The 23,594-nt window shown below is 35.1% G+C and carries 26 protein-coding genes and 2 other annotated features (1 of these 28 running past the window's edge); of the genes, 4 read left to right on the top strand and 22 right to left on the bottom strand.

The features are described 5' to 3' along the window. Window positions 1-116: 116 nt before the first annotated feature. Both MHI00_RS08425 and MHI00_RS08420 read left to right on the top strand, forming a co-directional pair. Window positions 117-1,421 carry a Y-family DNA polymerase gene (locus tag MHI00_RS08425; RefSeq protein WP_341112717.1) on the top strand — a complete coding sequence of 435 codons (1,305 nt, stop codon included), beginning with the start codon at window positions 117-119 and terminating at the stop codon, window positions 1,419-1,421. Next, a complete protein-coding gene (locus MHI00_RS08420) occupies window positions 1,411-1,791 on the top strand; it encodes a hypothetical protein (protein ID WP_010052815.1) in 381 nt (126 codons plus the stop codon). The genes MHI00_RS08425 and MHI00_RS08420 overlap by 11 nt, the downstream gene beginning before the upstream one ends. A gap of 57 nt (window positions 1,792-1,848) precedes the next feature. Here MHI00_RS08420 and MHI00_RS08415 read toward each other — a convergent pair whose 3' ends face one another. From MHI00_RS08415 to MHI00_RS08405, 3 genes are all read right to left on the bottom strand, one after another. Continuing rightward, the gene (locus MHI00_RS08415; RefSeq protein WP_015076349.1) at window positions 1,849-2,046 is read right to left on the bottom strand and encodes a hypothetical protein; all 198 of its coding nucleotides are present in this window, start codon (window positions 2,044-2,046) and stop codon (window positions 1,849-1,851) included. A gap of 133 nt (window positions 2,047-2,179) precedes the next feature. Continuing rightward, window positions 2,180-2,890 (bottom strand): DNA alkylation repair protein, encoded by a 711-nt coding sequence (locus MHI00_RS08410; RefSeq protein ID WP_035063900.1) that lies wholly within the window; start codon window positions 2,888-2,890, stop codon window positions 2,180-2,182. A 16-nt stretch (window positions 2,891-2,906) separates the two neighbouring features. Beyond that, entirely contained in the window at window positions 2,907-3,800 is an 894-nt protein-coding gene (locus tag MHI00_RS08405) for a helix-turn-helix domain-containing protein (RefSeq protein WP_229251931.1), read from the bottom strand. Between the two features lie 377 nt (window positions 3,801-4,177). Between MHI00_RS08405 and MHI00_RS08400 the strand changes: the two genes are divergently transcribed. After that, a complete protein-coding gene (locus MHI00_RS08400; RefSeq protein ID WP_010052810.1) occupies window positions 4,178-5,542 on the top strand; it encodes an Nramp family divalent metal transporter in 1,365 nt (454 codons plus the stop codon). 42 nt (window positions 5,543-5,584) lie between these two features. Here MHI00_RS08400 and MHI00_RS08395 read toward each other — a convergent pair whose 3' ends face one another. From MHI00_RS08395 to MHI00_RS08380, 4 genes are all read right to left on the bottom strand, one after another. Beyond that, window positions 5,585-6,436 (bottom strand): aminoglycoside 6-adenylyltransferase, encoded by an 852-nt coding sequence (locus MHI00_RS08395; RefSeq protein WP_341112708.1) that lies wholly within the window; start codon window positions 6,434-6,436, stop codon window positions 5,585-5,587. Window positions 6,437-6,653: 217 nt separating this feature from the next. After that, a complete protein-coding gene (locus MHI00_RS08390; RefSeq protein WP_341112706.1) occupies window positions 6,654-7,235 on the bottom strand; it encodes an ECF transporter S component in 582 nt (193 codons plus the stop codon). Window positions 7,236-7,345: 110 nt separating this feature from the next. Continuing rightward, complete coding sequence (locus MHI00_RS08385) at window positions 7,346-7,936, bottom strand: ECF transporter S component (protein ID WP_010053858.1); 591 nt, start codon at window positions 7,934-7,936, stop codon at window positions 7,346-7,348. A 118-nt stretch (window positions 7,937-8,054) separates the two neighbouring features. Then, window positions 8,055-8,969: a S66 family peptidase gene (locus MHI00_RS08380; protein WP_315528121.1), complete on the bottom strand. Its 915-nt coding sequence runs from the start codon at window positions 8,967-8,969 to the stop codon at window positions 8,055-8,057. Window positions 8,970-9,251: 282 nt separating this feature from the next. Here MHI00_RS08380 and MHI00_RS08375 point away from each other — a divergent pair, with 282 nt between their 5' ends. Continuing rightward, window positions 9,252-9,644 (top strand): RidA family protein, encoded by a 393-nt coding sequence (locus MHI00_RS08375; RefSeq protein ID WP_010053856.1) that lies wholly within the window; start codon window positions 9,252-9,254, stop codon window positions 9,642-9,644. A 67-nt stretch (window positions 9,645-9,711) separates the two neighbouring features. Here the strand turns inward: MHI00_RS08375 and MHI00_RS08370 are convergent, their stop codons facing one another. From MHI00_RS08370 to trpE, 15 genes are all read right to left on the bottom strand, one after another. Beyond that, a complete protein-coding gene (locus MHI00_RS08370) occupies window positions 9,712-10,272 on the bottom strand; it encodes a cysteine hydrolase family protein (RefSeq protein WP_341112700.1) in 561 nt (186 codons plus the stop codon). 40 nt (window positions 10,273-10,312) lie between these two features. Next, window positions 10,313-10,996 (bottom strand): TVP38/TMEM64 family protein, encoded by a 684-nt coding sequence (locus MHI00_RS08365; RefSeq protein WP_010053852.1) that lies wholly within the window; start codon window positions 10,994-10,996, stop codon window positions 10,313-10,315. Between the two features lie 200 nt (window positions 10,997-11,196). Beyond that, window positions 11,197-11,718, bottom strand: coding sequence for a type 1 glutamine amidotransferase domain-containing protein (locus tag MHI00_RS08360; RefSeq protein WP_010053850.1), 522 nt, complete (start codon window positions 11,716-11,718; stop codon window positions 11,197-11,199). Window positions 11,719-11,800: 82 nt separating this feature from the next. Next, complete coding sequence (locus MHI00_RS08355; RefSeq protein WP_015076360.1) at window positions 11,801-12,730, bottom strand: LCP family protein; 930 nt, start codon at window positions 12,728-12,730, stop codon at window positions 11,801-11,803. Between the two features lie 250 nt (window positions 12,731-12,980). After that, window positions 12,981-13,415: a MarR family winged helix-turn-helix transcriptional regulator gene (locus MHI00_RS08350; protein WP_057000418.1), complete on the bottom strand. Its 435-nt coding sequence runs from the start codon at window positions 13,413-13,415 to the stop codon at window positions 12,981-12,983. Between the two features lie 134 nt (window positions 13,416-13,549). Next, a complete protein-coding gene (locus MHI00_RS08345) occupies window positions 13,550-14,359 on the bottom strand; it encodes an ABC transporter ATP-binding protein (protein ID WP_341112689.1) in 810 nt (269 codons plus the stop codon). Beyond that, window positions 14,359-15,252 (bottom strand): ABC transporter permease, encoded by an 894-nt coding sequence (locus tag MHI00_RS08340; RefSeq protein ID WP_056998794.1) that lies wholly within the window; start codon window positions 15,250-15,252, stop codon window positions 14,359-14,361. The genes MHI00_RS08345 and MHI00_RS08340 overlap by 1 nt, the downstream gene beginning before the upstream one ends. A 24-nt stretch (window positions 15,253-15,276) precedes the next feature. After that, on the bottom strand, window positions 15,277-16,263 hold the full coding sequence (gene trpX, locus MHI00_RS08335; RefSeq protein ID WP_287430046.1) for a tryptophan ABC transporter substrate-binding protein: 987 nt from the start codon (window positions 16,261-16,263) through the stop codon (window positions 15,277-15,279). A gap of 408 nt (window positions 16,264-16,671) precedes the next feature. Continuing rightward, window positions 16,672-17,451, bottom strand: a complete 780-nt coding sequence (gene trpA, locus MHI00_RS08330) for a tryptophan synthase subunit alpha (RefSeq protein WP_341112682.1) — start codon at window positions 17,449-17,451, stop codon at window positions 16,672-16,674. After that, window positions 17,444-18,649, bottom strand: a complete 1,206-nt coding sequence (gene trpB / locus MHI00_RS08325) for a tryptophan synthase subunit beta (protein WP_057000423.1) — start codon at window positions 18,647-18,649, stop codon at window positions 17,444-17,446. Before trpB ends, trpA begins: the two co-directional genes overlap by 8 nt. A gap of 1 nt (window position 18,650) precedes the next feature. Further along, entirely contained in the window at window positions 18,651-19,247 is a 597-nt protein-coding gene (locus tag MHI00_RS08320; protein WP_341112679.1) for a phosphoribosylanthranilate isomerase, read from the bottom strand. Then, complete coding sequence (gene trpC, locus MHI00_RS08315) at window positions 19,244-20,008, bottom strand: indole-3-glycerol phosphate synthase TrpC (protein WP_341112677.1); 765 nt, start codon at window positions 20,006-20,008, stop codon at window positions 19,244-19,246. The genes MHI00_RS08320 and trpC overlap by 4 nt, the downstream gene beginning before the upstream one ends. Next, window positions 20,005-21,027 carry an anthranilate phosphoribosyltransferase gene (gene trpD / locus MHI00_RS08310; protein WP_010053832.1) on the bottom strand — a complete coding sequence of 341 codons (1,023 nt, stop codon included), beginning with the start codon at window positions 21,025-21,027 and terminating at the stop codon, window positions 20,005-20,007. Before trpD ends, trpC begins: the two co-directional genes overlap by 4 nt. Continuing rightward, window positions 21,020-21,610 (bottom strand): anthranilate synthase component II, encoded by a 591-nt coding sequence (locus MHI00_RS08305; RefSeq protein WP_341112674.1) that lies wholly within the window; start codon window positions 21,608-21,610, stop codon window positions 21,020-21,022. The genes trpD and MHI00_RS08305 overlap by 8 nt, the downstream gene beginning before the upstream one ends. Beyond that, entirely contained in the window at window positions 21,607-22,980 is a 1,374-nt protein-coding gene (gene trpE / locus MHI00_RS08300) for an anthranilate synthase component I (protein ID WP_341112672.1), read from the bottom strand. Before trpE ends, MHI00_RS08305 begins: the two co-directional genes overlap by 4 nt. 67 nt (window positions 22,981-23,047) lie before the next feature. Then, window positions 23,048-23,297: a binding site (T-box leader), on the bottom strand. Window positions 23,298-23,349: 52 nt separating this feature from the next. Continuing rightward, window positions 23,350-23,594, bottom strand: a binding site (T-box leader); it runs 9 nt beyond the window's last position.

The following is a 23,594-nucleotide window of genomic DNA, read 5'->3' as shown; positions in this document are numbered from 1 at the left end:
TCCTCAATTACCCTTTCTAAAAAATAATTAAAGATTAAATGTTATTCATTTTTATAGCTTTACTTTTCGAACGTTTGTTCGTATAATGTGTTTATCAACTACTGGAGTGAATAGTTATGGAATTAGAACTTGATTATACGAATGAACCTCGCTCAGATATTTTATGTATTGATGTAAAAAGTTTTTATGCTTCTGTTGAATGCGTGGAGCGGAACTTAAATCCTCTAACGACGATGTTAGTAGTAATGTCTAATGCTGAAAATGCTGGAGGTTTAATTTTAGCTAGCTCCCCCGCTGCTAAACAAAGGCTTGGAATTTCTAACGTGATGCGAAAATTTGATTTGCCTACACATAAAGATTTATTAATCGTACCACCTAGAATGGCCTTGTACATTGATAAAAATAAAGAAATTATTGAGATATTTCGTAAGTATGCTATTGAAGATGATATTCTTATTTATTCAATCGATGAAGCGTTTATCAAAGTGACTCCTATTAAAAAACTATTGAAAGCAACGGCATACGAAATAGCACGTTTAATTCAGCAAGATATTTATCATACATTAGGCTTGTATTCGACGGTTGGAATTGGAGACAATCCCCTGCTAGCTAAATTAGCTTTGGATAATGAGGCAAAAAACGCGAAAGACTTTAAGGCTGAATGGCGCTATGAAGATGTTCAGGAGAAGGTTTGGCGGATTTCTCCTTTGACGGATATGTGGGGAATTGGTAGGCGAACGGCTAAAAAATTTGAATTAATGAATATCAAATCAGTGTACGATTTAGCCCGCTATGACTACCATTTGCTAAAAGAAAAAATGGGTGTCATTGGCGAACAGTTATATGCACATGCCTGGGGAATCGATCGCAGTGATATTGCTAAAAAGTATACTCCTCTTGAAAAATCGTATAGCAATGCACAAATACTGCCACGTGATTACACACTAGCCTCGGAGATTGAGTTGGTGATTAAAGAGATGGCTGATCAAGTTGCTACTAGGCTAAGACAAAAGCAATGTCAGACACAATGTATCAGTCTTTTTATTGGACATTCGATGTACGAATCAACGAAAGGTTTCAATCATCAAATGAAAATTTCTGCAACAAATAATACGAAAAAATTAACGGATTTTTGTCTACAATTATTTCGTCAACATTATCGTGGTGAAACAATACGGCAAATTGGCGTCGGTTGCTCTAAGATAGTTTATAGCACGGATATCCAATTGGATTTATTTAGAGAATCTGAGGAAGTCGAAGCAGATGCTGGTCTTGATTTTATTGTTGATTCTATTCGGGATAAATACGGCTTCACCTCTCTCGTTCATGCTAGCAGTTTAATGACAGGCGCAACAGCGATTAAACGCAGTCATTTAGTCGGTGGACATGCCTCCGGAAAGGATGAAAAAGATGTTAAATAAATTTAATGAACGTTACCAAGATCGTGGAACAATTAAATGGCTTGGCATGTATCTATCTGAACATACGGCTTCTATGGATGCGGATAAAAGTAGTCGAAGTTTAAAAATTTTGCAAAAAAAGCAGATGAATTTTCTTGAAATAGCGACAATACTAGATAGTGCCCTAATTAAAAATCAAGCTGTATCTATTCAGCTTGAAGAAATAGATACAGATGGGAATTATTTACCGGATATTACTGGAAAAATTGAAGGTTATGAGGATAGTGGGATTTGGATCGATAACACTCATATAGCCTATGAAGAAATCAGAAACATTAGTTTATACACTGAAATCAAATGGAGTGCATTTGAAAAAAGAAATCAAAGCTAAGTTACTAGAGTATATGTAACTTAGCTTTGATTTTTCTTCTTTTAAGAGACTTAAAATTTACTCGCCCATTTTAATTGCAGCCCCCTCTTCAGTTGTTTTTACATCATACTCTTTTCCATCAATTTTTACTTTTGATTCTTTTCCAGGGGTGATCTCTTCTTTTTTTGAGTTCCCACCACACGCAGTTAAAGCAACTGATACAAGAATTAGTGCGATTATTGTTGTTAGCTGTTTTAGTCTATTTTTTGGAATCATTTCATTCACCTCCTACCGTTAAATCAAGATTAGCATCGCTAACTGTAGTTTAAATGAATTTTTTCTGTAGTTTATGTAGAGTTTAGATAAAAAAGCCACTTGATTTTTTATCAAGTGACGTTCTATATTAACATTAACAGATAACTTTTTTACGTTTCTTTCCAATTCGTTCAAGGCGAATCGCTTTTTCAATCGCTTCGCTAGCAAGAGGAACTTTGCAGTCTTTACTTCCTAAGGTAACTTGAACTGGGCCAATTGTTTCGGCAACTTGTTGGGCTTCCTTTAACAAGGGTGTGTAGTAGCATCCGGTGTTAATCACAAACTGGTTCATGGTATATCGAACACTGTTTTTAGCTTGATGGATTGTATTTTCAACAATTTTCAAAAGTGCAAGTACTTCTTCTTGATCAATGCTTGTATCTGGAGCAAAGCTTAAAAATTTCCCATAGCAGCTCCAACCTGTATCTTCAATCAATTCTTGATCAGATGTCATCCACTCTTTAGCTAATTCAACAGCATAAGGACTCTCTGAGGCAACGCCAGCAACAACGAATTCACTGATTGCAGACCAATTTGAATAGTTGGCCCAATGTGTTAATTGTTTTTTTTCAATCAGCTTAGGATTAATAGCTAGTCCGGCTAAATATTGAGCATCTGAATTCCCAGTTTCAAATAAGTCCAAGGCTAATTGTTGATCTTTTTTAACGTCTTTTAATAACTCTTTTTTTAAATCACCAATTTTCACACCAAATAATGGACCTGGTGCGCCATGACGTAAAAATGTTTTTTTTGTTTGTTCGGTCCCTAATCGCTCAAGAGTCTTCATGACTTGATTTAACTCCATTACAGTTCCCCCACTTCTATTCCCAATAATTATACCCTTTTAGATTGTAGTCTTTCATATTTCTTTTTATGCCGTCCACAGCGTGCTGGTTATCATTTAAGTTAGCCATTGCTGCAGCATAAAAATAATACCTCTCGGCTTCTTCAACTTGACCTAATTTCATTAAATTAAAGCCTTTTTCGTAAAGTAAAAAGTCTAAATAATAAGAAATATGTTGTTCCTGAATAAGGTTTATTCCTAATGTACTTAAATGAACAGCTAATTTATAATCTTTAATTTTAGAATAAAACTTAGCCATGTTGTAATAAATTTTTGCAACTTCAATACCATCTTCGATTCTTGGTGTAGAACAGGTTAGTTGATCCAGTTGATTCATCACTTTTTCAAAGTAAGTTAAGGCTTTATTATCTTCATTTCTAATGTCATAAACAGTTGCCATACCGCTAGTAGCAAGTATATCTAGAAATTCTACATTTTTACCAGATTCAGTCGTTAAAGCCAAATTGAAATAATAAATGCCATCGGAGCTATTTTTATTGCCAATTAAACTTGTAATACCCAGATAATAATAGTACTGCTTTAATTCATAAGGTGTTTCTAAACGGTTAAAATCAATTTTTTCCTTGATTAAATCATAGGCGTCTTTATGCTTAATTTGCGCACATAAAACGCGAACTTGTTGAAAAATATCTGCATAGCTATCTTTCTTTTTAGTGGTATATTGATAAATTTCATCGAAATCTATGTTTAAACGCTCTGAAATAATCATTAAAGTTAAAAGCGAAGGAATTGAAATTCCTTGTTCTAAGTTACTAATGGTGGACTGGTTACAAATCCCTGCAGCTAATTCTTTTTGGCTTAAACCAGCCGTTAAACGGGCGTTTTTTATTTTATTTCCTAATATTTTCATTAGAATTCTCTCCTAATTCTACTTGTTATATTGATTAATCATACATTAAGTAATATCATTAAGATAGTACTTTAGGTAAATTCTACAAATATTATTATCATTATTTAATCTTTTTTTGAAGGGAGGTTAATTCAATGAGTACAGAAGAAGCTATTTTAATTTCTATCACTTCACCGTTATCTCCATTTGGCGATCTTAGCCACGGATAAACGTGAAAATAAGACAGATTTGCAAATTAAAAATCTGTCTTATTTTTATTTACCACTCCATATTTTTAGGTGTCCCGAAAAAATAAATTGACATTCCTTAAAAAAGTTCTATAATAAGGTTATAAAATAATTATAACAAGATAAATGTTACTATAGGAGTGGATTTGAATGAGTCGTAAAGAAGAGTTAAAAGAAAAACACCAGTCCACCGGTTGGTTAAGAAAATCCCATAATATTAGTTTAGAAGAAGTCAATAATACCGTTAAAATTCCCCAAAATGCGGGCTTTTGGCGTAAGCTTTTTGCTTTTATGGGGCCAGGAGCGTTAGTTGCTGTAGGTTATGTCGATCCTGGTAACTGGGCAACCTCAATTGCTGGGGGTTCAAAGTTTGGTTATACATTATTAAGTGTCATCCTAATTTCTAATTTAATTGCGATGCTTTTACAAGAGATGTCGGCACGTTTAGGAATAGCTACAGACATGGATTTGGCCCAGGCGACTCGGAATTCAGTTGGGAAAAAACCAGCTATTGTTTTATGGATTTTAACTGAATTAGCTATTGTTGCTACAGATATTGCTGAAGTAATCGGTTCGGCTATTGCCTTGAATTTATTATTTAATATTCCCTTACTAGTTGGTGTCGCGATTACGACATTAGATGTACTCGTGTTGTTGCTACTTCAGAAGAAAGGGTTCAGAATTATTGAATCAATCGTTATTGTTTTAATGTTTACAATTTTTATTGTCTTCCTTTTTGAAGTTATTTTGACTAGACCTGATATGGCAGCCTTATTATCGGGCTATATTCCAAGTTCACAAATCGTGACGGATCCTAGTATGCTATTTATCGCATTAGGTATTTTGGGCGCGACAGTCATGCCTCATAATTTGTATCTACACTCTTCTATTATCCAGACTAGACAATATGAACGGACACTAGAAGGACGTAAAGAAGCCGTTAAATTTGCAAAAATAGACTCTGTATTCTCTTTAACTGGAGCATTTGTGATTAACTCATTGATTTTGATTTTAGGAGCTTCTGCTTTTCACGGGACAGGCAGTGTCGTGGCTGAAATTCAAGATGCTTATAAATTATTAAGTCCAACTGTTGGAGTTGCAGCTGCTAGTACCTTGTTTGCTGTTGCTTTACTGGCTTCAGGGCAAAATTCAACGATAACAGGAACCTTAAGCGGACAAATTGTCATGGAAGGGTTTATCCATCTACGTGTCGCTCCTTGGTTACGTCGTGTGATTACCCGATTAATTGCTGTAGTTCCAGTATTTATCTGCACTTGGTTACTAGGTGAAGGCGGAACCGCACAGCTATTACTTTGGAGTCAAGTTATCTTAAGTTTGCAATTGCCATTCGCCGTTGTTCCATTGGTCCTTTATACAAGTGATAAGAAAAAAATGGGTGAATTTGTGAATCCAACTTGGATCAAAATATTAGCTTGGATAGCAACTGTAGTGATTATTGCATTAAATGTCTTTTTAGTCGGCTATATTTTGATTACAGGACAAGATTTAGGTTAACTAAAAACCAGATGCTCACTTCTCAGTGAGTATCTGGTTTTTCTATTGGTTATTCTTCAGTTTCTCCAAGTAAGTAAGAATTTTTTCCTGCTTAGTTTTATTTTTATACTCTAATTTCAGTTCAATATAATCAGATATAGCCATGAAAAAGGCACACATATTAAATAATGCTTCCCAAGTCGATTGAATTTCGCCATTTGAATAGGTTGTTAATAGTGCTCTCCACTCTTCTGTAGTTAAATAGCTTTGTAAAAATTTACCATTTTTGCCTAAATTTAAGGGCTGGTTTGACTGAGCTACAAGCTTCCAGTTTAATGCTAATAAAAACATATCACGAACTGGACCATCAAGCATTGCTTTAGCATAGGTTATTTCTTTTCGAGCAAGCCCTTTAGCAACATAAGTAGATACCCACCAAAATTCATTTATACAGTCATTAAATTCAGCTTCACTAGGAAGAGAGACGAGATAATCAGTCGCATCTGATTCAGGTAAGTTAGTAAATAATTGATCTTTATCTAATAAGACTTTTGTTAAACTGTCTAATTTGGTTTGTTTTTTCACTGTTTCACTAGATATCAAAGTCAGATCAATTCGATTTCCATCTTCAAACTGCATTAAGTAAGCAAAAGTTTCTTTGCTGGTATCGTTTGGGAAAAGTGCAGATTCATCTGGTAATTGCATAATTAGCCGCGGTCCAAAATAATCAACCCATCGACTATCCTCTATAAAACTAGTTAATTCTGTAACAACATACATAATATCAAAGTCCTGTAGCCTATCTGGTTTCACGTGTTTATTCGCACGGGACCCGTTTAATAAGACCCCTCTAATACGTTCATCTAATTGTGCTTTTTGCAAAATCAGATGATACATCTCTTCTTCACTACGCATATTTTAATATACCTCCCTTAAATAAAAAGCTCGTTGAGCCGTTCAGCTCTGTCAGAAAAATAGGGAAATTTGATGTGACGTTTTGTGTCACCTCGAAAGTTCATCTTTTTTCCGAAGAGTTGGCTCAAAAGAGCTAGCCTAAATAAAAAGCTCGTTAACTTAGAACGAAAAAACCAACAATTAAAGAAGTTGTTGGTTTTTTCCAGATAGATAAAAATTAGTGAACAATTTTTTTTAAGGTTCGAGCCACGATAGGTGCAATAATACCTGCTGCGAGAGCTTCTGCGAGACCATTTGTTAAAACGACTGTCCCTAATACTTTCAGTAACCCACTAACATCAACTTTCATAGCTGCCGCATAATCTGCACCATTAAAGATATAAATAAAGAATAAAACTAAAATAGTGTTGGTTAAAGAAGCTAATACAGAGGCTATGACCATCGCTGAACTTTCTTTTAATTTTCTTCTTAGTAAATAAAAAGCATATCCTGCAATAAAACCTACTAAAATTCTTGGTAAAATTGTAATAATAGGATTAATAAAGATAATCGGATCTAACGGACCAGGCATTAAAAAGACCTTTGCCCAACGAGTTAAGCCCCACACACCACCAAGAATGACTCCTTCTTTCGTTCCCAATGACAAAGCCGCAATAATAACAATAATATGAATAATCGTTGGATTTAATGGTGGAATAGGAATATACCCTAACATTGGAACAAAGCTTTGAATGAAAATAATAGCGGTTAAAATACCTAAAATTGCAATTCTATATGTTTTATTTTTTGTATTGTTCAATTGACCCACACTCCGTTTTACAAATAAGTTCTAAGGCTTAAGCTAAGCTTCTCAAGAATAGCATTTTTTGTGAACTTTGACAATTTAATTTTTGAAATTACGTGCCCTTTTCATTTCAAAACAAAATGCTTTAAAGGCTTAGCTACAAGAGGCACAATCACAGCTGCTGCAATTGCTTCAGCCAATCCGCTAGTGATGACTACTGTTCCTAAAACAACTAATAAACTGCCCACATCAACTTGAACAAATGCCGCATATTCTTGGCGATAAAAGATATAAATGAAGGTTAAAACTAAAATAGTATTCGTTAAAGAGCCTAGTATTGCTGAAATTATCATAGCAAATGTATCTTTTACTGCTGTTCTTTTTAGTATTTGATACACATATCCTGCTACCAAACCTACTAGAATTCTCGGAACAATTGCGATCACTGGATTCGTAAATAACAATAAATCTAGTGGTGTAGTTGGAAACGTAAACGCTCTGATAATACAGGCAACACCCCAAATACCACCTAGAATCATACCGTCTTTATAGCCTAATGTGATAGCAGCGATAATTACTGTAATATGAATGATGGTTGGGTTTAGTGGAGGAATTGGAATATATCCCATCACTGGTACAAAATTTTGAATCAATATAATTGCTGTTAGCATGCCTAAAATGGCAATTCGATAGGTATTATTTTTGTCTCTACCCATAAAAGGTCCTACTTTCTTTAACTTAGTAAGTTTCTTATTTTTAAAAGAATAGCACTTTTTCAAAGAATAAACAATATTAAAGAGTTACTTCTATTAAAATGACCAATAATTGGTTGCTTTATTTATCATCAGCTAGAGTCATTCTTAATTTACCATGGTCTTCATCAAAATAAACAATTTCCCCAATCGATAAGGCTTTTGAAGATGCACTATGCCCAATTTCATGTGTCATTAGAATAGGTTTTTGATAATTCATTAAATAAGAAGACACAAGTTTATAAAAAGCTGTAGTTTGTTTTTGTGCTTCAATCTCTGTAAACTGACCTAGTATCACAGCTTGGCATTGTTGCAAATAACCAATTTGATCCAATTGAGCCAGGTAAGTTGCCATAGCTGTGATATCCCCACTGTTTGCTTCTAAAAAAAGTAATTTATTTTGACAATTAGGTAAATAGTCGGTTCCAGCAAGTTTAAGTAAGCAACGAATATTCCCTCCTATTAGGGTTCCTTTTATTATATTTGTGATTGGACTCGAAGAGCTAAGCCATTGGGCCGTTATTGATGTTTGTCTTTTATTATGAAAAAAATAATCATTGAAATACGCTAATTGAGAACTCTGTTCTTCTCCAACTAAGTTAAGGAGTTGATAATTAATTCCGCTACATGTAGTTTTAGTATATAATGCATTTAAAATCACAGTTAAGTCACTATATCCAACAAATAATTTTCGCTGCTTTTCAATCTGTTTAAAATCCAAATAAGGCAAAATTTCATTGGCTACATTCCCTCCTGAAATATCAAAAATCATGACAACAGAGGGATTTAGATAAAGCTGCATTAATGCCTGAGCTCTTTCCGCGGGTGTTCCACTAAAAGGGAACTCATTTTTTTCATAAATTGTAGCAGCCTCAATAACAGTCAAAGAAAATTGCGTTTCTAATAAGTTAATAAGTTCGTTAATCTTCTTTTTTTGACTTAGTTTTTTTCCGTTAGAGCAAGCAATAATGCCGATTGTATCTCCTTTTTTTAACATGTTTCCACCTCATTTGTTTATTTTACTAATTTAAAAGGATGTCATGAGCCTTAATTTACAAAATCCCCCTATTTATGTATAATAAATGAGAAAGTGAGGGATTAATCAATGAAAAAGAAAATTTTATGTTTTTTATCACTGGGAATTGGTTATTCTACAGCTGTTTTCTTCTAAAAAAGTCTAATTTAGGGTGGAATCTGTTGGAATTAAATCATAAAACAGGTTAGCACTCTATTGATATAGCCCAAAGTTAGACTAAACTAAAAGAATAGAGGAAATCAAATGAACACAATTATTCGAAAAAACCCAAGGACTATGCCTGCTCCAGTAGGCGAATACAGCCATGTAACTATTGTACCAAAAAATAGTACATTGTATACTTTTTCTGGTCAAATTGGAACTGATCTGTCTGGATTTATTTCTGAAGATCATGAAAAACAAGTTGAGGATACGTTCAAAAATATTGAACGAGCCTTACTATCTGAAGAGCTAACATCAGATAATATTATTAAAGTAAATGTCTGGTCTGTTGATGAAATCAATTGGGACCATTTTTATGATATGTGGGGCAAATTATTTTCCGTCAACCCATCAATGACAATCGCATATGTAACTGCTCTAGGACTTCCAGAAATTAAAATAGAAATTGAGATTCTAGCAGCTAAACCAGAATAAAAATAAACAGAAAGAGCATCTTTAGAGACTGTTCTTTCTGTTTATTTGATTGTTGAATACTTGTCTCTTACTCAAACTGTTCTTGTACTTGACTTGTTGACAAGATTTCAGCAAACTCTTCATTCAGTGTAACTACAGTTAGTTCTTGAACTTCATTAGCAGAATATTTTATTCCAGTATGGCCAATCAGTTCAAACGACGCTGTCGCATCCTCAACCAAATAGCATTTGAATCCTAGATTTGCTGCCATTCTTGTTGTTGTAGAGATACAATGAGGTGTAGTTAATCCGACAATATATATCTTTGTTATGCCTTTTTCATGAAGTATTTCTTCTAAATTTGTCCCTATAAAAGCACTATTAACCGTCTTACTCAAAATAAGTTCATCTTTTAATGGAGTTGCTTCAGATTTAAATTCCGAGGTTATGTGCTCCGGATAAAATAATGATTCTGGATTATTTGATTGATGTTTAATATGGATAACATCTATTTCATTCTGACGAAATAGTGTGATGAGTTCGGCTATATGACTCTCAGCAGTTTGATTACTTCTTTCACCCCAACTTACATCATTAAATGCCTTTTGCACATCCACAACAAGCAATACCGAATGAGATTTATCAGCCATATTATCCTACTCCTTTTATGCGACGAGTCGCAATGATTCTTTATTTTTTTATTTTGGAATGATCCGATTTCGCATCTTTTTCGATTAGGAAAACTAATAAAATTAAAATAAGCACACTGGCGACTAATAAAATCGCTTTTTCATGGTTTCCTTTGAAAAAAGCATCTCCACCAAAAGCGTATAGGACTGAAGACGGCAATGCACCGAAAAGTACCATCCAAATTAAGCGTTTGGCTTTCACGTTCATAATTGTAGTCGTATAATTAACTAAAAAAGAAGGTATTACCGGAATCATATAGGCAAAAGTAATCCCAATATCAGGATGTTTTGCTCTAGAAATAGTTTTAACCCAATGATTTGACGTTTTAGATTTGTCTATAAACTTAAATTTTCTAATTAAAAAAATAGAAAGAATATTCCCTAATGTGTTGCCAATAATATTTAACATACTTCCAACTAATGGGCCGTAACAGATTCCAATCAAGACACCTATAATTGAAGTTGGCAGTCCCGGAATGGCACACATAATGCTTGTTAGTAAAACTAAAAGGACGCCTGTACTTATTCCATGGGAGCGTACTTTATTCATTAAAATTTCTTTACTTACATCTGGGTTAAAAAACATTTCGATATCGGGTGCAAATTTGTTCCAGAGTAAATAACCTAGTAAACCAATTAGAATTATACCTATAACAATAAAAAGGGTCTTTATTTTGACTTTCATACAATTCCTCCATGTTCATTCTAGTGCTAAATATACAGGTTGTGCTCACTTTGGGATCAGAATTTTCGTTATGTATACGAATCTTCTCTTTATTATGAATCGCTTTTTCATCCAGTTAGATAATCTCAGTTTAACATAGATTCCCTAACTTTTGAAATTTAAGAGAACGAAAAAAAAGAGCCGCAAGCGACTCTTTCCCATTATTTTTCTAATGCTGCTAAATAATGTTGCATATATTCAGGTAAATCAGGTGGGCGACGGCTTGAAATAATATGACCATCTGTGATAGCCGGTGTATCATGCCAAATAGCTCCAGCATTAGTCATATCATCTTTAATACCAGGTGTACTTGTTACATTAACACCATCTAAAATTCCCGCAGAAATTAAAACCCATCCCGCATGGCAAATTTGACCAATCGGTAATTTTTGTGTATCAAAGTAGCGCACCATTTCTAAGACTTCTGGAAAACGTCTTAATTTGTCAGGTGACCAGCCGCCAGGAACTAAAATACCTGCATAGTCAGCAACCTTAATATCCGTAAAGCTGTAATCAGAAGTTACAGGAACTCCATATTTTCCGTGATAAACAGTTTGAGCTTTTTCAGCAACTAAATCTACCGTGAATCCTGCTTCTCGTAATCGCAATACTGGATACCATAATTCTAAATCTTCAAAATCATCACTAACTAAAGCGATTATTTTTCTATTTGTATGTGTCATTTGAATGCCTCCATCTTTTAAACTCTCTTTAGTGTAACAAGAGTTGATAGGAACTGTAAATGTATATGCTTAAAATAGTACTCTAATCTTCTAAAAACTTCGCAAGTGCTTCACGATTTTGTTCGACATTGATATCTAAGACACTCCCACTACCCTCATAAGTAGCATTTTCCCAAGAACCTTCAACAGGTAGAGTTAATGTTTCCATAGGTTTTGTATCACCTAAGATAAAATCTTTAGCAACAGATAACAGTAAACTATTAGGCAAATTGGTTACGGTATAGCCTTCAACTTTTCCTAAAATGCTTGGTAATTTTGTAATCTTATTAAATTGTGCTCCTTGTTCAGCTAAAGCATTTAAAGCTTGTTGTTGGCGTCTAACACGTCCAAAATCACTTTCTTCATCATGACGGAAGCGAGCGTATTGAAGTAATGTTTGGCCATCCATTTTTTGTGGTCCAGCTGAGATAGCTACATCAATGTATTCGGACATATCTTTTTCTGCATCAATCTCAACACCTTCTGGTAAAAGCGTATCGACAATTTTAGGGAAGCTTTCAAAGTCAACAATTGCATAATATTGAATATTAATACCAAAATCTTCGGAGATTGTTTGACGAACTAATTCAGCACCGCCGTAAGAATACGCTGCGTTAATTTTATCTTTTCCATTACCAGGAATATCGACATACATATCCCGCATAACAGAGACTAGTTTAGGTTGTTTCGCTTTTGAATCGTAGTGAGCAATCATTAGAGAATCAGAACGCCCACGATCCTCGCCGCGCGAGTCACTCCCAATAAATAAAATGTTTACATCATTAGCGTCTTTGGCTTTTTCCCCATTAAACGTAATATCTGATTCAGAAGGTAAATTTTGATCCTTTAACGCTTCTTTTAGGCTGCCACGGTAACTAGCAAAAGCCCACCCACCAATTCCAATTAAAATGACACAAATGATTAAAATAAAATTTCTAAAAAAATGTTTCTTTTTTCGATGTTGATTTCTCATGTACAAGTCCTTCTTTCTAAAACTCAATTTAATTTAGTCCTTTTTTATGCAACGCATAATAAACTCATCTTAATTTAACCACAAAATAATTAAGTATTTAATAAGGAAAAGTAAATCATTCTTAAGATAGATAAAAAGCTTGTTGGACTGGTTAACTCTGGCAAGAAAATAGGAATTGTTCCAAAGTAGTTGGTTTATTATTTCCCTTCATCATAACTAAAGAATAGAAAAAATTTATCAATTCCTCTTTCTACTCCTCCACCTTTTTCTGTTGATGCAAGCTTCTTGCCACTCTTCCAAGTAAAATTGAAAGCAATTGTTTTTCTTCTTCAGACCACGTATGAAAAAGGCTAGTCCATGGTTGTTCCAACTGCTCTTCTATTTTTGTTAAAGATTCTTTACCAAAAACCGTTAAAGAAATGAATTGCATTCGTTTATCGGCGGATTGATCTTTAATGAGCCAACCAGATTTGACCAGAGAAGCAACTTGCCGGCTAAGTGTTGATTTTTCGGTAGTTAAACTAAGAGCTAATTTCTTCAAAGATAAAGCTTCTATTTTTAATTCTGTTAAAATTTTTAGTTGTGCTTCGTTGATTCGATGTTGTTTTAAAACTTGTTTTTTTAGTTCAGAAAGTTCTTGATAAAAAGTATTTATTTGTTCTAATAATCCAGATTCAATCCCCATCGTAAGTTCTCCTAGTTCTATGATTATTCTGTTAAAGTCAATAAAAAAAGCACATAGTTGCACCACGCAACTAATTAGTTGTATAGTGCAACTATATGCTAAAAGGCTGATTTAATCAAGTTTTTTTAATTTGATTAAAGAATCATTTCATCTTTAATCTGTCCATCCTTCGTAGCAGATTGGAATAAGTTCATTACTTCAGGCACAGTTAAATTTGCTTTTTCTGAAGAGTTTAAATCGACAACAACTTTACCATAATCTAACATTATTAAGCGATTGCCATAGGTTAAAGCATCTTGCATATTATGAGTAATCATTAAGGCTGTTAAGTTATCCGCTTTAATGCGTTCATCTGTTAAGGCTAACACGACTTTAGCCGTTTTAGGATCTAAGGCTGCAGTATGTTCATCTAATAGGAGTAACTCTGGCCGTTTCATTGTAGCCATTAATAAGGTAATTGCTTGCCGTTGACCACCAGATAATAGCCCCATTTCTGTAGCTAAACGATCTTCTAAGCCTAAATCTAGACGGCTAAGTTGTTCTTTAAAGAAGTCTTGTTCTTTGGCTGAAGTACCTTTTCTCAGCCCTCTTTTAGCCCCACGTCGATAAGCCATTGCCATATTTTCTCCAACGGTCATTCTAGGTGCTGTTCCTAAGCGAGGATCTTGAAAAACTCTGCCAATCAAGCCCGCGCGCTGATCTTCTTTAAGTTTAGTGATGTCTTTATCATTAATTTTGATTGAACCAGAATCAATGATAAAATTTCCCGCAATACTATTTAATAAGGTTGATTTACCTGCACCATTTCCACCAATAATTGTGACAAAATCACCAGCTTTGACTTCTAGGTCTAGCCCTTTTAGAACTTCATTTTGATTAGCTGTTCCAGGATAAAATGTTTTCTTAATACCTTTAATGGATAAAACAGATGGTAGTGTCATCATTATCTGGCCTCCTTATTTGTAGTAAAGAAATTTAAATTGAGTTTTGTTCTTAAACTTGGCATTGCTAAACAAATAGCTAAAATAAAGGCTGAAATAAGTTTTAAATCATTTGATTCTAAGCCAATAAATAAGACGAACATAATAATTAAACGATAAATAATGGAACCTAAAATAACACATACTAAGCGATTTTTAAAGGATAGATTACCAAAAACAACCTCTCCAATAATCACAGAAGCTAAACCAATGACGATAGTTCCAACCCCTTTACTAATATCTGCATAACCGTCATCTTGCGCGATTAAAGCACCCGCAAAGGCAATTAGCCCATTGGAAAGCATTAAACCAAGAATTTTAGTCTTGTTTGTTGAAATCCCTAATGAACGGGCCATAATTTCATTGTCACCAGTTGCAATTAAGGCTTGGCCCAGTTCAGTTCGAAAGAATAAAACTAATGCACTAATAACAAAAACTGCGATAAATAATCCAATAAAAATGGTATCAAATTGACTTGGTAGATTAAATTTTTGTAAGAGATTATCAATTGTTGGTTTACCAAGTAAACTTAGATTCGCACGCCCCATCACTCTTAAATTAATCGAGTACAAACCAGTCATAGTTAAAATTCCAGCTAGTAAACCAGGTATATTAAATTTTGTAATTAAAATCCCTGTGACTGCCCCTGCCAACATCCCAGTTACAAAAGCAATTAAGGTTGCTACAATGGGATGAATCCCCATAATAATCAATTTCACACAGACAGCTGCTCCTAACGGAAATGATCCCTCTGCCGTCATATCTGGTAAGTCTAAAATTCGAAAAGTAATAAAAATTCCTAATGCCATAATTCCCCACAACAATCCTTGGGATGTTGCCGTTACAATTAAGTTCATACTGATTTCCTCCTACGTCATTCTTTATTTGATAATAATGGCTGAATCTAAAATATCTTGTGGAATTGTAATGCCCAATTCTTGAGCTTTTTTAGGATTAACGATTTTATCCCCGGTTTTTAAATATTCAATTGGTGTTGTTGCAGGCTTACTTTCACCTTTTAAAATACGAGCAGTCATTTTCCCCGTCATTTTGCCTAATTCATATTGATTGAGACCAACTGTAGCTAAACCACCTTCTTCTACCATGGTATCTACTGCTGGAAAAACAGGTATTTTCGCAGCATCCGTGATATTAACTAAGGTACTCATAGCACTAGCAACTGTATTATCAGCTGGGACATAGATGGCATCAACTTGGGTGGCTAAATTAGTCGCAATTTGAGACACATCATTTGTTGAGGCAACTGTAGCAGTAATCGTTTCTATGCCTAATTTTTTAGCCGCTTCAGCAGCTTGCTTCCCTTGAATAATTGAGTTATCTTCACTTGAAGAATAGATAATTCCAATTTTCTTCGCTTCAGGGACTAAGGTTTTAATCAAATTAAATTGATCCTCAACAGGTGTTTGATCGCTGACGCCAGTAATGTTTCCTCCTGGGTGTTGATTGTCTTTAACTAAGCCTGCACCTTTAGGATCCGTAACAGCTCCTAAAACAATTGGAACTTCGCTGGAAACATTGGCTAGTGCTTGAGCAGAAGGAGTCGCGATTCCGACCATAATATCTGCTTTTTTAGTCATAAAGCGCTCGCTCATGGTTTTTAAATTACTTTGGTCGCCTTGAGCATTTTGAAAATCTAAAACCATAGTTTTGCCATCGATAAACCCATCTTCTTTAAGAGCATCAACAATTCCCTCATAAATTTTATCTAGGGCTGGATGACTTGTTAATTGTAAAACACCAACCACAGGAATAGCTGATTTTTTCTGATCCTCTTTTTTTGATTCTGTGACAAAAGCGTAACTTAAAATAAGGGCTAATACAGTGATAAATCCAATCATTTTTTTCATTTTAGTTCCTCCAATTTCTCAGTTAATTTCGGTATAATTTAAAAGCAAAAAAACAGTAACCAACGACTAAACATGCTTCGTGGTTACTGTTTTTAGGTAAACAAAAACCACATAGAATAAGACTATCTCTTTCTATGTGGTGTACTTTTAATTTGAATTCTCAAATAAACCAACATAGATACACGTTCAGATTTCTGAAGGCTGTATCCATGAGAATCTCATTTCAATCAACCTATCTATTTTGGCTTTGCCAGCTACTATTCAGTTGTGTTTGAATACGAATAGAATAAGTATACATAAAAATGATCTCCTTTGTTTTTAATTCTGTAAATCCATCTTACTATGGGTTTCTTAAACTGTCAAGCGAATATTGGAAAAGAAGTTTATTGCTCGTTTAAAGAGAAAAATTTATCTTTCAGCCGCGCTTTTTGTCTCGGTTGCTTGTTTTAAAAAGCCTTCCAATTCCATTCTTTTTTTCCTGTGTAGCATATCAACAATTTTGCTTCCGATAATAACGCCATCACATACTTGGTTAAAATGTTTGACTTGCTCTAAGTTAGAAATTCCAAAGCCAGCTAAAACTGGAACAGGACTCAATGCTTTAATAGTCTCCAAATGTCGATCCAAATCCGCATTGAATAATTGGCGCTCACCAGTTGTGCCATTAACAGTTACAGCGTAGACGAACCCCTCAGCTTCGCTGACAAGAGTTTTAATTCGTTCTAAGGGGCTTGTTAAAGAAACTAAGGGAACTAAGGCAATATCTGTTCCTGATAGGTAAGGTTGAATCAATTCTTGATGTTCATAGGGCAAATCAGGAATAATTAGCCCTTTGATGAACGTTTTTTGAGCTAAATGAACAAAATGCTCAATTCCTATTTGCATGATTGGATTAAAATAACTCATAATCACTAAGGGAACCTTGACTTTACTTGTTGATAATTTTGTTAAAATCCCTTCCAACGACACCCCATCATTTAGGGCTCTTAATCCAGCAGCTTGAATAACTGGTCCATCAGCAACAGGATCAGAGAAAGGAATCCCTAATTCGATTGCTGCAACACCCGATTCTTCCAGTAACTGTAAATCTTTTTCTAATTGATCCAGACCTCCGTCGCCGGCCATAATATAGGTAACTACCGGTACTTTAGCTTGTCTAATAGCTTTCTCTAAGGTCTTTTTAGTCATGAGAGCTTCCTCCTTTTAAGTACGTTCTAATTTGATCTACGTCTTTATCGCCACGGCCTGATAAACACACAATCATACTTTCTTCAGGCTGCATTTCTTTTGCTAACTTAATAGCATAAGCAATCGCATGTGAGCTTTCCAAAGCTGGAATAATCCCTTCAACTTGGCAGAGTAGTTGAAAAGCAGCTATCGCTTCTTTATCTGTTACACCGTGATACGTTGCTCGTCCTAAGTCACGGAAAAAACTGTGCTCTGGTCCGACACCTGGATAATCTAAGCCTGCAGAAATCGAATAAGGTTCCGTGATTTGACCAAATTTATCTTGTAAAACGTGCATCATAGAACCATGAAGCACACCGACTTCCCCTTTTGCCATCGAAGCTGCATGTAAAGTAGTCTCAATTCCCATCCCAGTAGCCTCAACGCCGTACATTTTGACAGATTCATCATTAATAAATGGATAAAATAAACCCATAGCATTACTACCTCCACCAACACAAGCCACAATAGCTTCAGGTAAACGATTTTCTTTTTCTAAATGTTGTTCTTTAGCTTCCAACCCAATTACACTTTGGTAATCACGAACAATTTGCGGAAATGGATGTGGACCCAAAACGGATCCCATTACATAGTGAGTGTCTTCGACATGTGCAACCCAATAGCGTAGAGCTTCATTAACGGCATCTTTTAAGGTTTTTCCGCCAGAGGTTACGGTTACCACTGTTGCGCCTAGTAACTCCATCCGGAAGACATTTAAAGCTTGACGTTTCACATCTTCTTCCCCCATGAAAATAATACAGTCCATATTGAACAAGGCTGCAACAGTCGCTGTCGCAACACCATGTTGTCCAGCCCCTGTTTCGGCTACAATTTTCCGCTTGCCCATCTTTTTGGTTAACAAAGCTTGCCCAATGGTATTATTGATTTTGTGTGCTCCTGTATGATTTAAGTCTTCTCTTTTTAAATAAATTTTTGCACCACCAGCATATTTTGTTAATTGTTCAGCGAAATACAACGGACTTTTACGTCCAACATATTCCGTCAAATAGTAAGCCAATTCTTTTTGAAAAACTTCATCTGTTTTTGATGCTTCATAGGCTAGTTCTAATTCTTTAACGGCTTCCATTAAGGTTTCAGGAACAAAACGTCCGCCATAATTTCCATAAAATCCATTTTTGTCTGGGGCTTGATAAGTCATATTACGCCACTTCCTTTGCTTTTTTTATAAATTCTTTAATTTTTTGAGGGTCTTTTTGCTGGTTTGTTTCAACACCTGAGGAAACATCAACTACTAAAGGGTGAAAATAGCGAATCGCCGATTGAACATTGCTAGCGGTTAATCCACCTGCTAAAAATAGCTGCTTTCGATAATCAACAGGTATAGCTAAATTTTTCCATTCAAAGGTTTCACCATTGCCAGCAATTGGTGCATCTAACAACAAATAATGGTCTGCATATGGTTTTAATTTTTCCAAAGCAAAGTCAGATTGAACCCCAAAGGCTTTAATTGCTGGAACTGGTAGCTGATTTAGATACGCTACAGATTCATTGCCATGACATTGAACCAAATCCAATGGGACACTTTTAATAAAATCTAGGACTTCCTTTAAGGGCGCATCTACAAATACACCCACAATTTTTACTCGTTTTGGAATTTTTTTCGCAAGTTCATGAGCATGTTTTTTTGTGATTTGTCTTTTACTGGGCGCAAAAACAAATCCAATAAAATCAGCGCCAGCTTCAATAGCTGTCTCTACATCCTTGACTTCTTTTAAGCCACATATTTTTACTTTCATCGCTTAATCCTCAAATTTCTAGCAGCTTGTTCTGGTGATTGTTCACGCATCAATGCTTCTCCAACTAAAACAGCTTGATAGTCTTTGGCAACACGCTGAACATCTGCTTTTTCTTTAAAACCACTTTCGCTAATGTAGCAAGTTGAGCCTTTTAAAGACAGCTCTTTCGCTAAGATTTCACTAACTGCGATGCTGACTTCAAACGTTTTTAAATTACGGTTATTGACTCCAATTAATTTGGCTCCTAAATTTTCAGCAATTTTTAATTCTGCTAAATCATGAACTTCAACTAATACCTCTAGCCCTAATTCTTCAGCAGCTTGATACAACTCAGTTAACTGTTTAACAGACAAAGCGGCAACAATTAACAAGACAATCGATGCTCCAGCATTTGAAGCTCGAATCAATTGTTTTTTTGAAATAATGAAGTCTTTGCATAATAACGGCACATTTACTACTTCTGCTACTCGTTGTAAATCAGTAATGGAGCCTTTAAAAAATTGTTCATCCGTTAAAACAGAAATTGCTCCTGCACCAGCTTTTTCATACAACTTAGCTTGGTTTAATGGATCTATATCTGTAGCAATGGCTCCTTTAGAAGGGGAAGCTCGTTTAATTTCAGCAATAAGTTGCATGTGCTGAGGGTGCTCTTTTAAAAATTGATAAAAAGAAGGACGTTTCTTAATTTTTTTGATTTCTTCTATTTGCATACTAGCGACTTCTTTATTTTTTACTGCAATAATTTCTTCTAAAAAACTCATAATTGTTTCACTCCTTGGGTAAATAGTTTGATTTCCTCTAATTTTTGTAAGGCTAAACCTGACTGGATTACTTTATTTGCCATTTCGACTCCGGCTTTAATTGAGCTGACTTTTCCATTGGCATAAAGCCCCAATCCACTATTTAATAAAACCGTATCATAATAGGCACTTGATTCTCCTCGTAGTACACTTAGTAAGATTGCCGCATTTTCTTTGGCATCGCCACCTTTAATATCAGCTAGTTGATAGGTTTTCAAGCCGACTTCTTCCGGTGTAACAGTATGGAGACTGACTATTCCATCTTCTAGCAGTGCATAATGATTAATGCCACTTAGAGAAGCTTCATCCATAAAGTCAGCTCCATTAACCACAATTCCTCGTTTTCTCCCTAATTGTTGTAAGGTTAAAGCCACATTTTCAATTAAATCCCGCCGATAAATACCCACTAACTGTGTTTCAAGAGGAACAGGATTTGTTAGCGGACCAATTAAATTAAAAATAGTTGGAGTTTTTAATTCTTTACGAATACTACTAACATATCTCATATTCGGGTGTACATATGGCGCAAATATAAAGGTAATTCCAACTGTTTTTAAAGCTTGCGTTGCTTCTTCAATAGATAAATTTAATTCAATCCCTAGTTCTTGGCAAACATCTGAACTTCCAGAACGGCTAGAAATACTACGATTGCCGTGTTTGGCAATGGGAATTCCAGCTGCGGCTAAAACAAAAGCTGAGGTTGTACTAATATTAAAACTTTCAGAAGCATCCCCCCCTGTGCCGCAATTATCCATGGCTGTTGCTGATTCTTCTTGAACAGATGCTCCTAAACTTTTAATTGCCTCAACCATTCCTACCATCTCATCAATTGTTTCACCTTTCATTTTTAAAGCGGTTAAGAAAGCTGTAATTTCAATAGATGAAGCTGTCCCGCTAAGCATATAGCTTCCAATCAAACGCGTTTCGGAAATCGATAAATTCTCTTTTCGATAAATTTTTTGCAATAATGTTTCAATCATTTACTTTCGTCTCCTTTCTAGTTTCTTTAATAAAATTCTCGATCATTTTTTTACCGTAGGGTGTTCCAATTGATTCTGGATGAAATTGCAGACCATAAACTGGATAATCCTTGACTTTTAAAGCCATAATTTCATGATCATCCATTGAAGTGGCTAGAATGTTTAGTGTTTCAGGGAAATGTTCTTTTAATAAAACGAGTGAATGATATCTCATAACGGTTAATTCATCCGGCAAATGTTGAAAAATAGCTTCGCCATTTTGAGAAATTTTTGAGACCTTTCCATGCATAACAGACTCAGCAATAACTAACTTAGCGCCAAAAAACTGACCAATGCCTTCGTGTCCTAAACAAATACCTAGAATAGGCTTTGTTTGATGGAAAATTCGAATTAATTCCTGCATGTTACCGGCAGTGCTTGGTGTGCCTGGACCAGGTGAAAGAATAATTCCATCAGCTTGTGTCGCACTATCAAAAAGATCAGATGCATCATTTCGTTTGATGACGACTTCATGAGCAAATTCACCAATATATTGGGCTAGATTATACGTAAATGAATCGTAATTATCGACTAATAAAATCATTTTCCTACCTCCAGTAAAGCTTTGGCTTTTTGTAATGTTTCTAGATACTCCGATTCTGGAACGGAATCAAAAACAATTCCTGCACCAGCTTGCACATAGGCTTGTTCTTTATGCAAAATCATTGTTCGAATTGCTAAAGCAAAATCGCAATCGCCATTGTTACTCAGATAGCCAACTGCACCCCCATAGATACCTCGGCGCACATTTTCCCATTGATAAATGCGTTCCATTGCTCTTAATTTAGGTGCACCACTGACTGTTCCTGCTGGTAAAACAGATTTTAAAGCGTCTAATGCTGTAAGGTTGGTTTTTAATTTTCCAGAAACCACTGAAACAATATGCATCACATAACGGAATCGTTCAATGGTTAAATAAACAGGAACACTAACCGAGCCGATTTCAGCTACTTTGCCAATATCATTCCGACCTAAGTCAACGAGCATGCGATGTTCAGCCAATTCTTTTTCATCAAGCAACAGTTCTTTCGCTAAATACTCATCCTCTCCGCTTGTTTTTCCACGTTTTCTAGTTCCAGCAATTGGATTAGTTGTGACTAATTGTCCTTCAACTTTAACTAAACTTTCAGGAGATGAGCCGATAATTTTTGTTTCACCAAAATCTAAATAATAGAGATAAGGGGTTTTATTCAAAAGTCGGAGCTCTTCATAGTAGCTAAACGAATCCCCAGTAAAAGGCGCTGTAAGGCGTTGGGATAAAACGATTTGGAAACAATCTCCTTCATGAATTTTCCTTTTTGCTTGATTGACTAAGTTGATAAAGGTTTCTTTATCTAAATTACTTTGATAGTCTAAATTAAATTTTTGAGTTGCCTTTTTAGGATTATCTTGTCTTAAAAAAAGGCTGATTTCTTTTTTTACTTTTGCTAAATCATTTGTTAGCTGCTCTGCACTTCTACCAGAATACGTATTATCTTCTACTAGTGTTAACTGTTTTTTTTGATGATCAAAAATCATAAACGACTCATAAATGTAAAAGCAGCAATCAGGAATGTCTCGTGTCTCAGGTGGCAGTGGACCGAGATTTTCATAGATAGCTAAAGTGTCATAACCTACATAACCAATTCCTCCGCCCTGAAAGGGTAAATCTAGCTGATTCTCTCCATGATTACGCGAGATAAAGTGTTGAATTTTAGCAAAAGGATCTGCTTCTACACTTTTTAACCCATCAAAATAAAAATTCTTTTGATAGACTTTTAATTCGTGTAGCGGATTACGGGCAATAATCGAAAATCGTCCTTTAGAAGTATTGTTGTCATACGATTCTAGTAATACCTTCTTTTCACCCGTTAGTGCCCGATAAAGTTGATTGATAGAGTGACTATCTTTTTTTAATACTGTCATTTTTTTCATAAAATAAATCCTCCTCTAAGTTAAAAAATAGAAAAAGCCCTCTAAATTCCAGTTGTATCACTAGAATTTAGAGGGCGAAAATTCGCGGTACCACCTCTATTAAAAAGACGAATAAACAAGTCTTTTTATCTCATTTCGAGTACATTAGATACTCTATCTCAGTAACGTGAGAAGACGTTTGCTCCTACTTTCAAATTAGGGTTCAAAGCAACACTATAAGGGCCATTCACTTACTCATTTAACATCAGTTTTCACCAACCACTGACTCTCTACAGAAAAATTAAGCTAAGCTACTCATCCTTACGTAACGATTTCATTTATGCAATTTTTTTGATAAAAAAAGAGCCTATCTCCATGTCTAAATAAATAGACAAGGACGATAAACTCGTGGTGCCACCTTGATTAATCAGCTTACTGATTCACTTAGTCCAACTCATTCATTGTTACAAATGAAGTGGATGCCTTGTATAACGATAAGGCCTAATCGATCCCCCTACTGCATAAAATGGTTCGGGTTCAACGCTCAAAAGTCCATTCACACTACCCACGTAATTGTCTCCCACCAACCGACAACTCTCTTGTTACGTTTTCTAATGCTACTTACTCTTTTTCGT

It is taken from the genome of Carnobacterium sp. FSL E2-0243 (assembly GCF_038003605.1).
Lineage (GTDB): Bacteria > Bacillota > Bacilli > Lactobacillales > Carnobacteriaceae > Carnobacterium > Carnobacterium maltaromaticum.
This window is presented reverse-complemented; position numbering and strand designations above follow the sequence as displayed.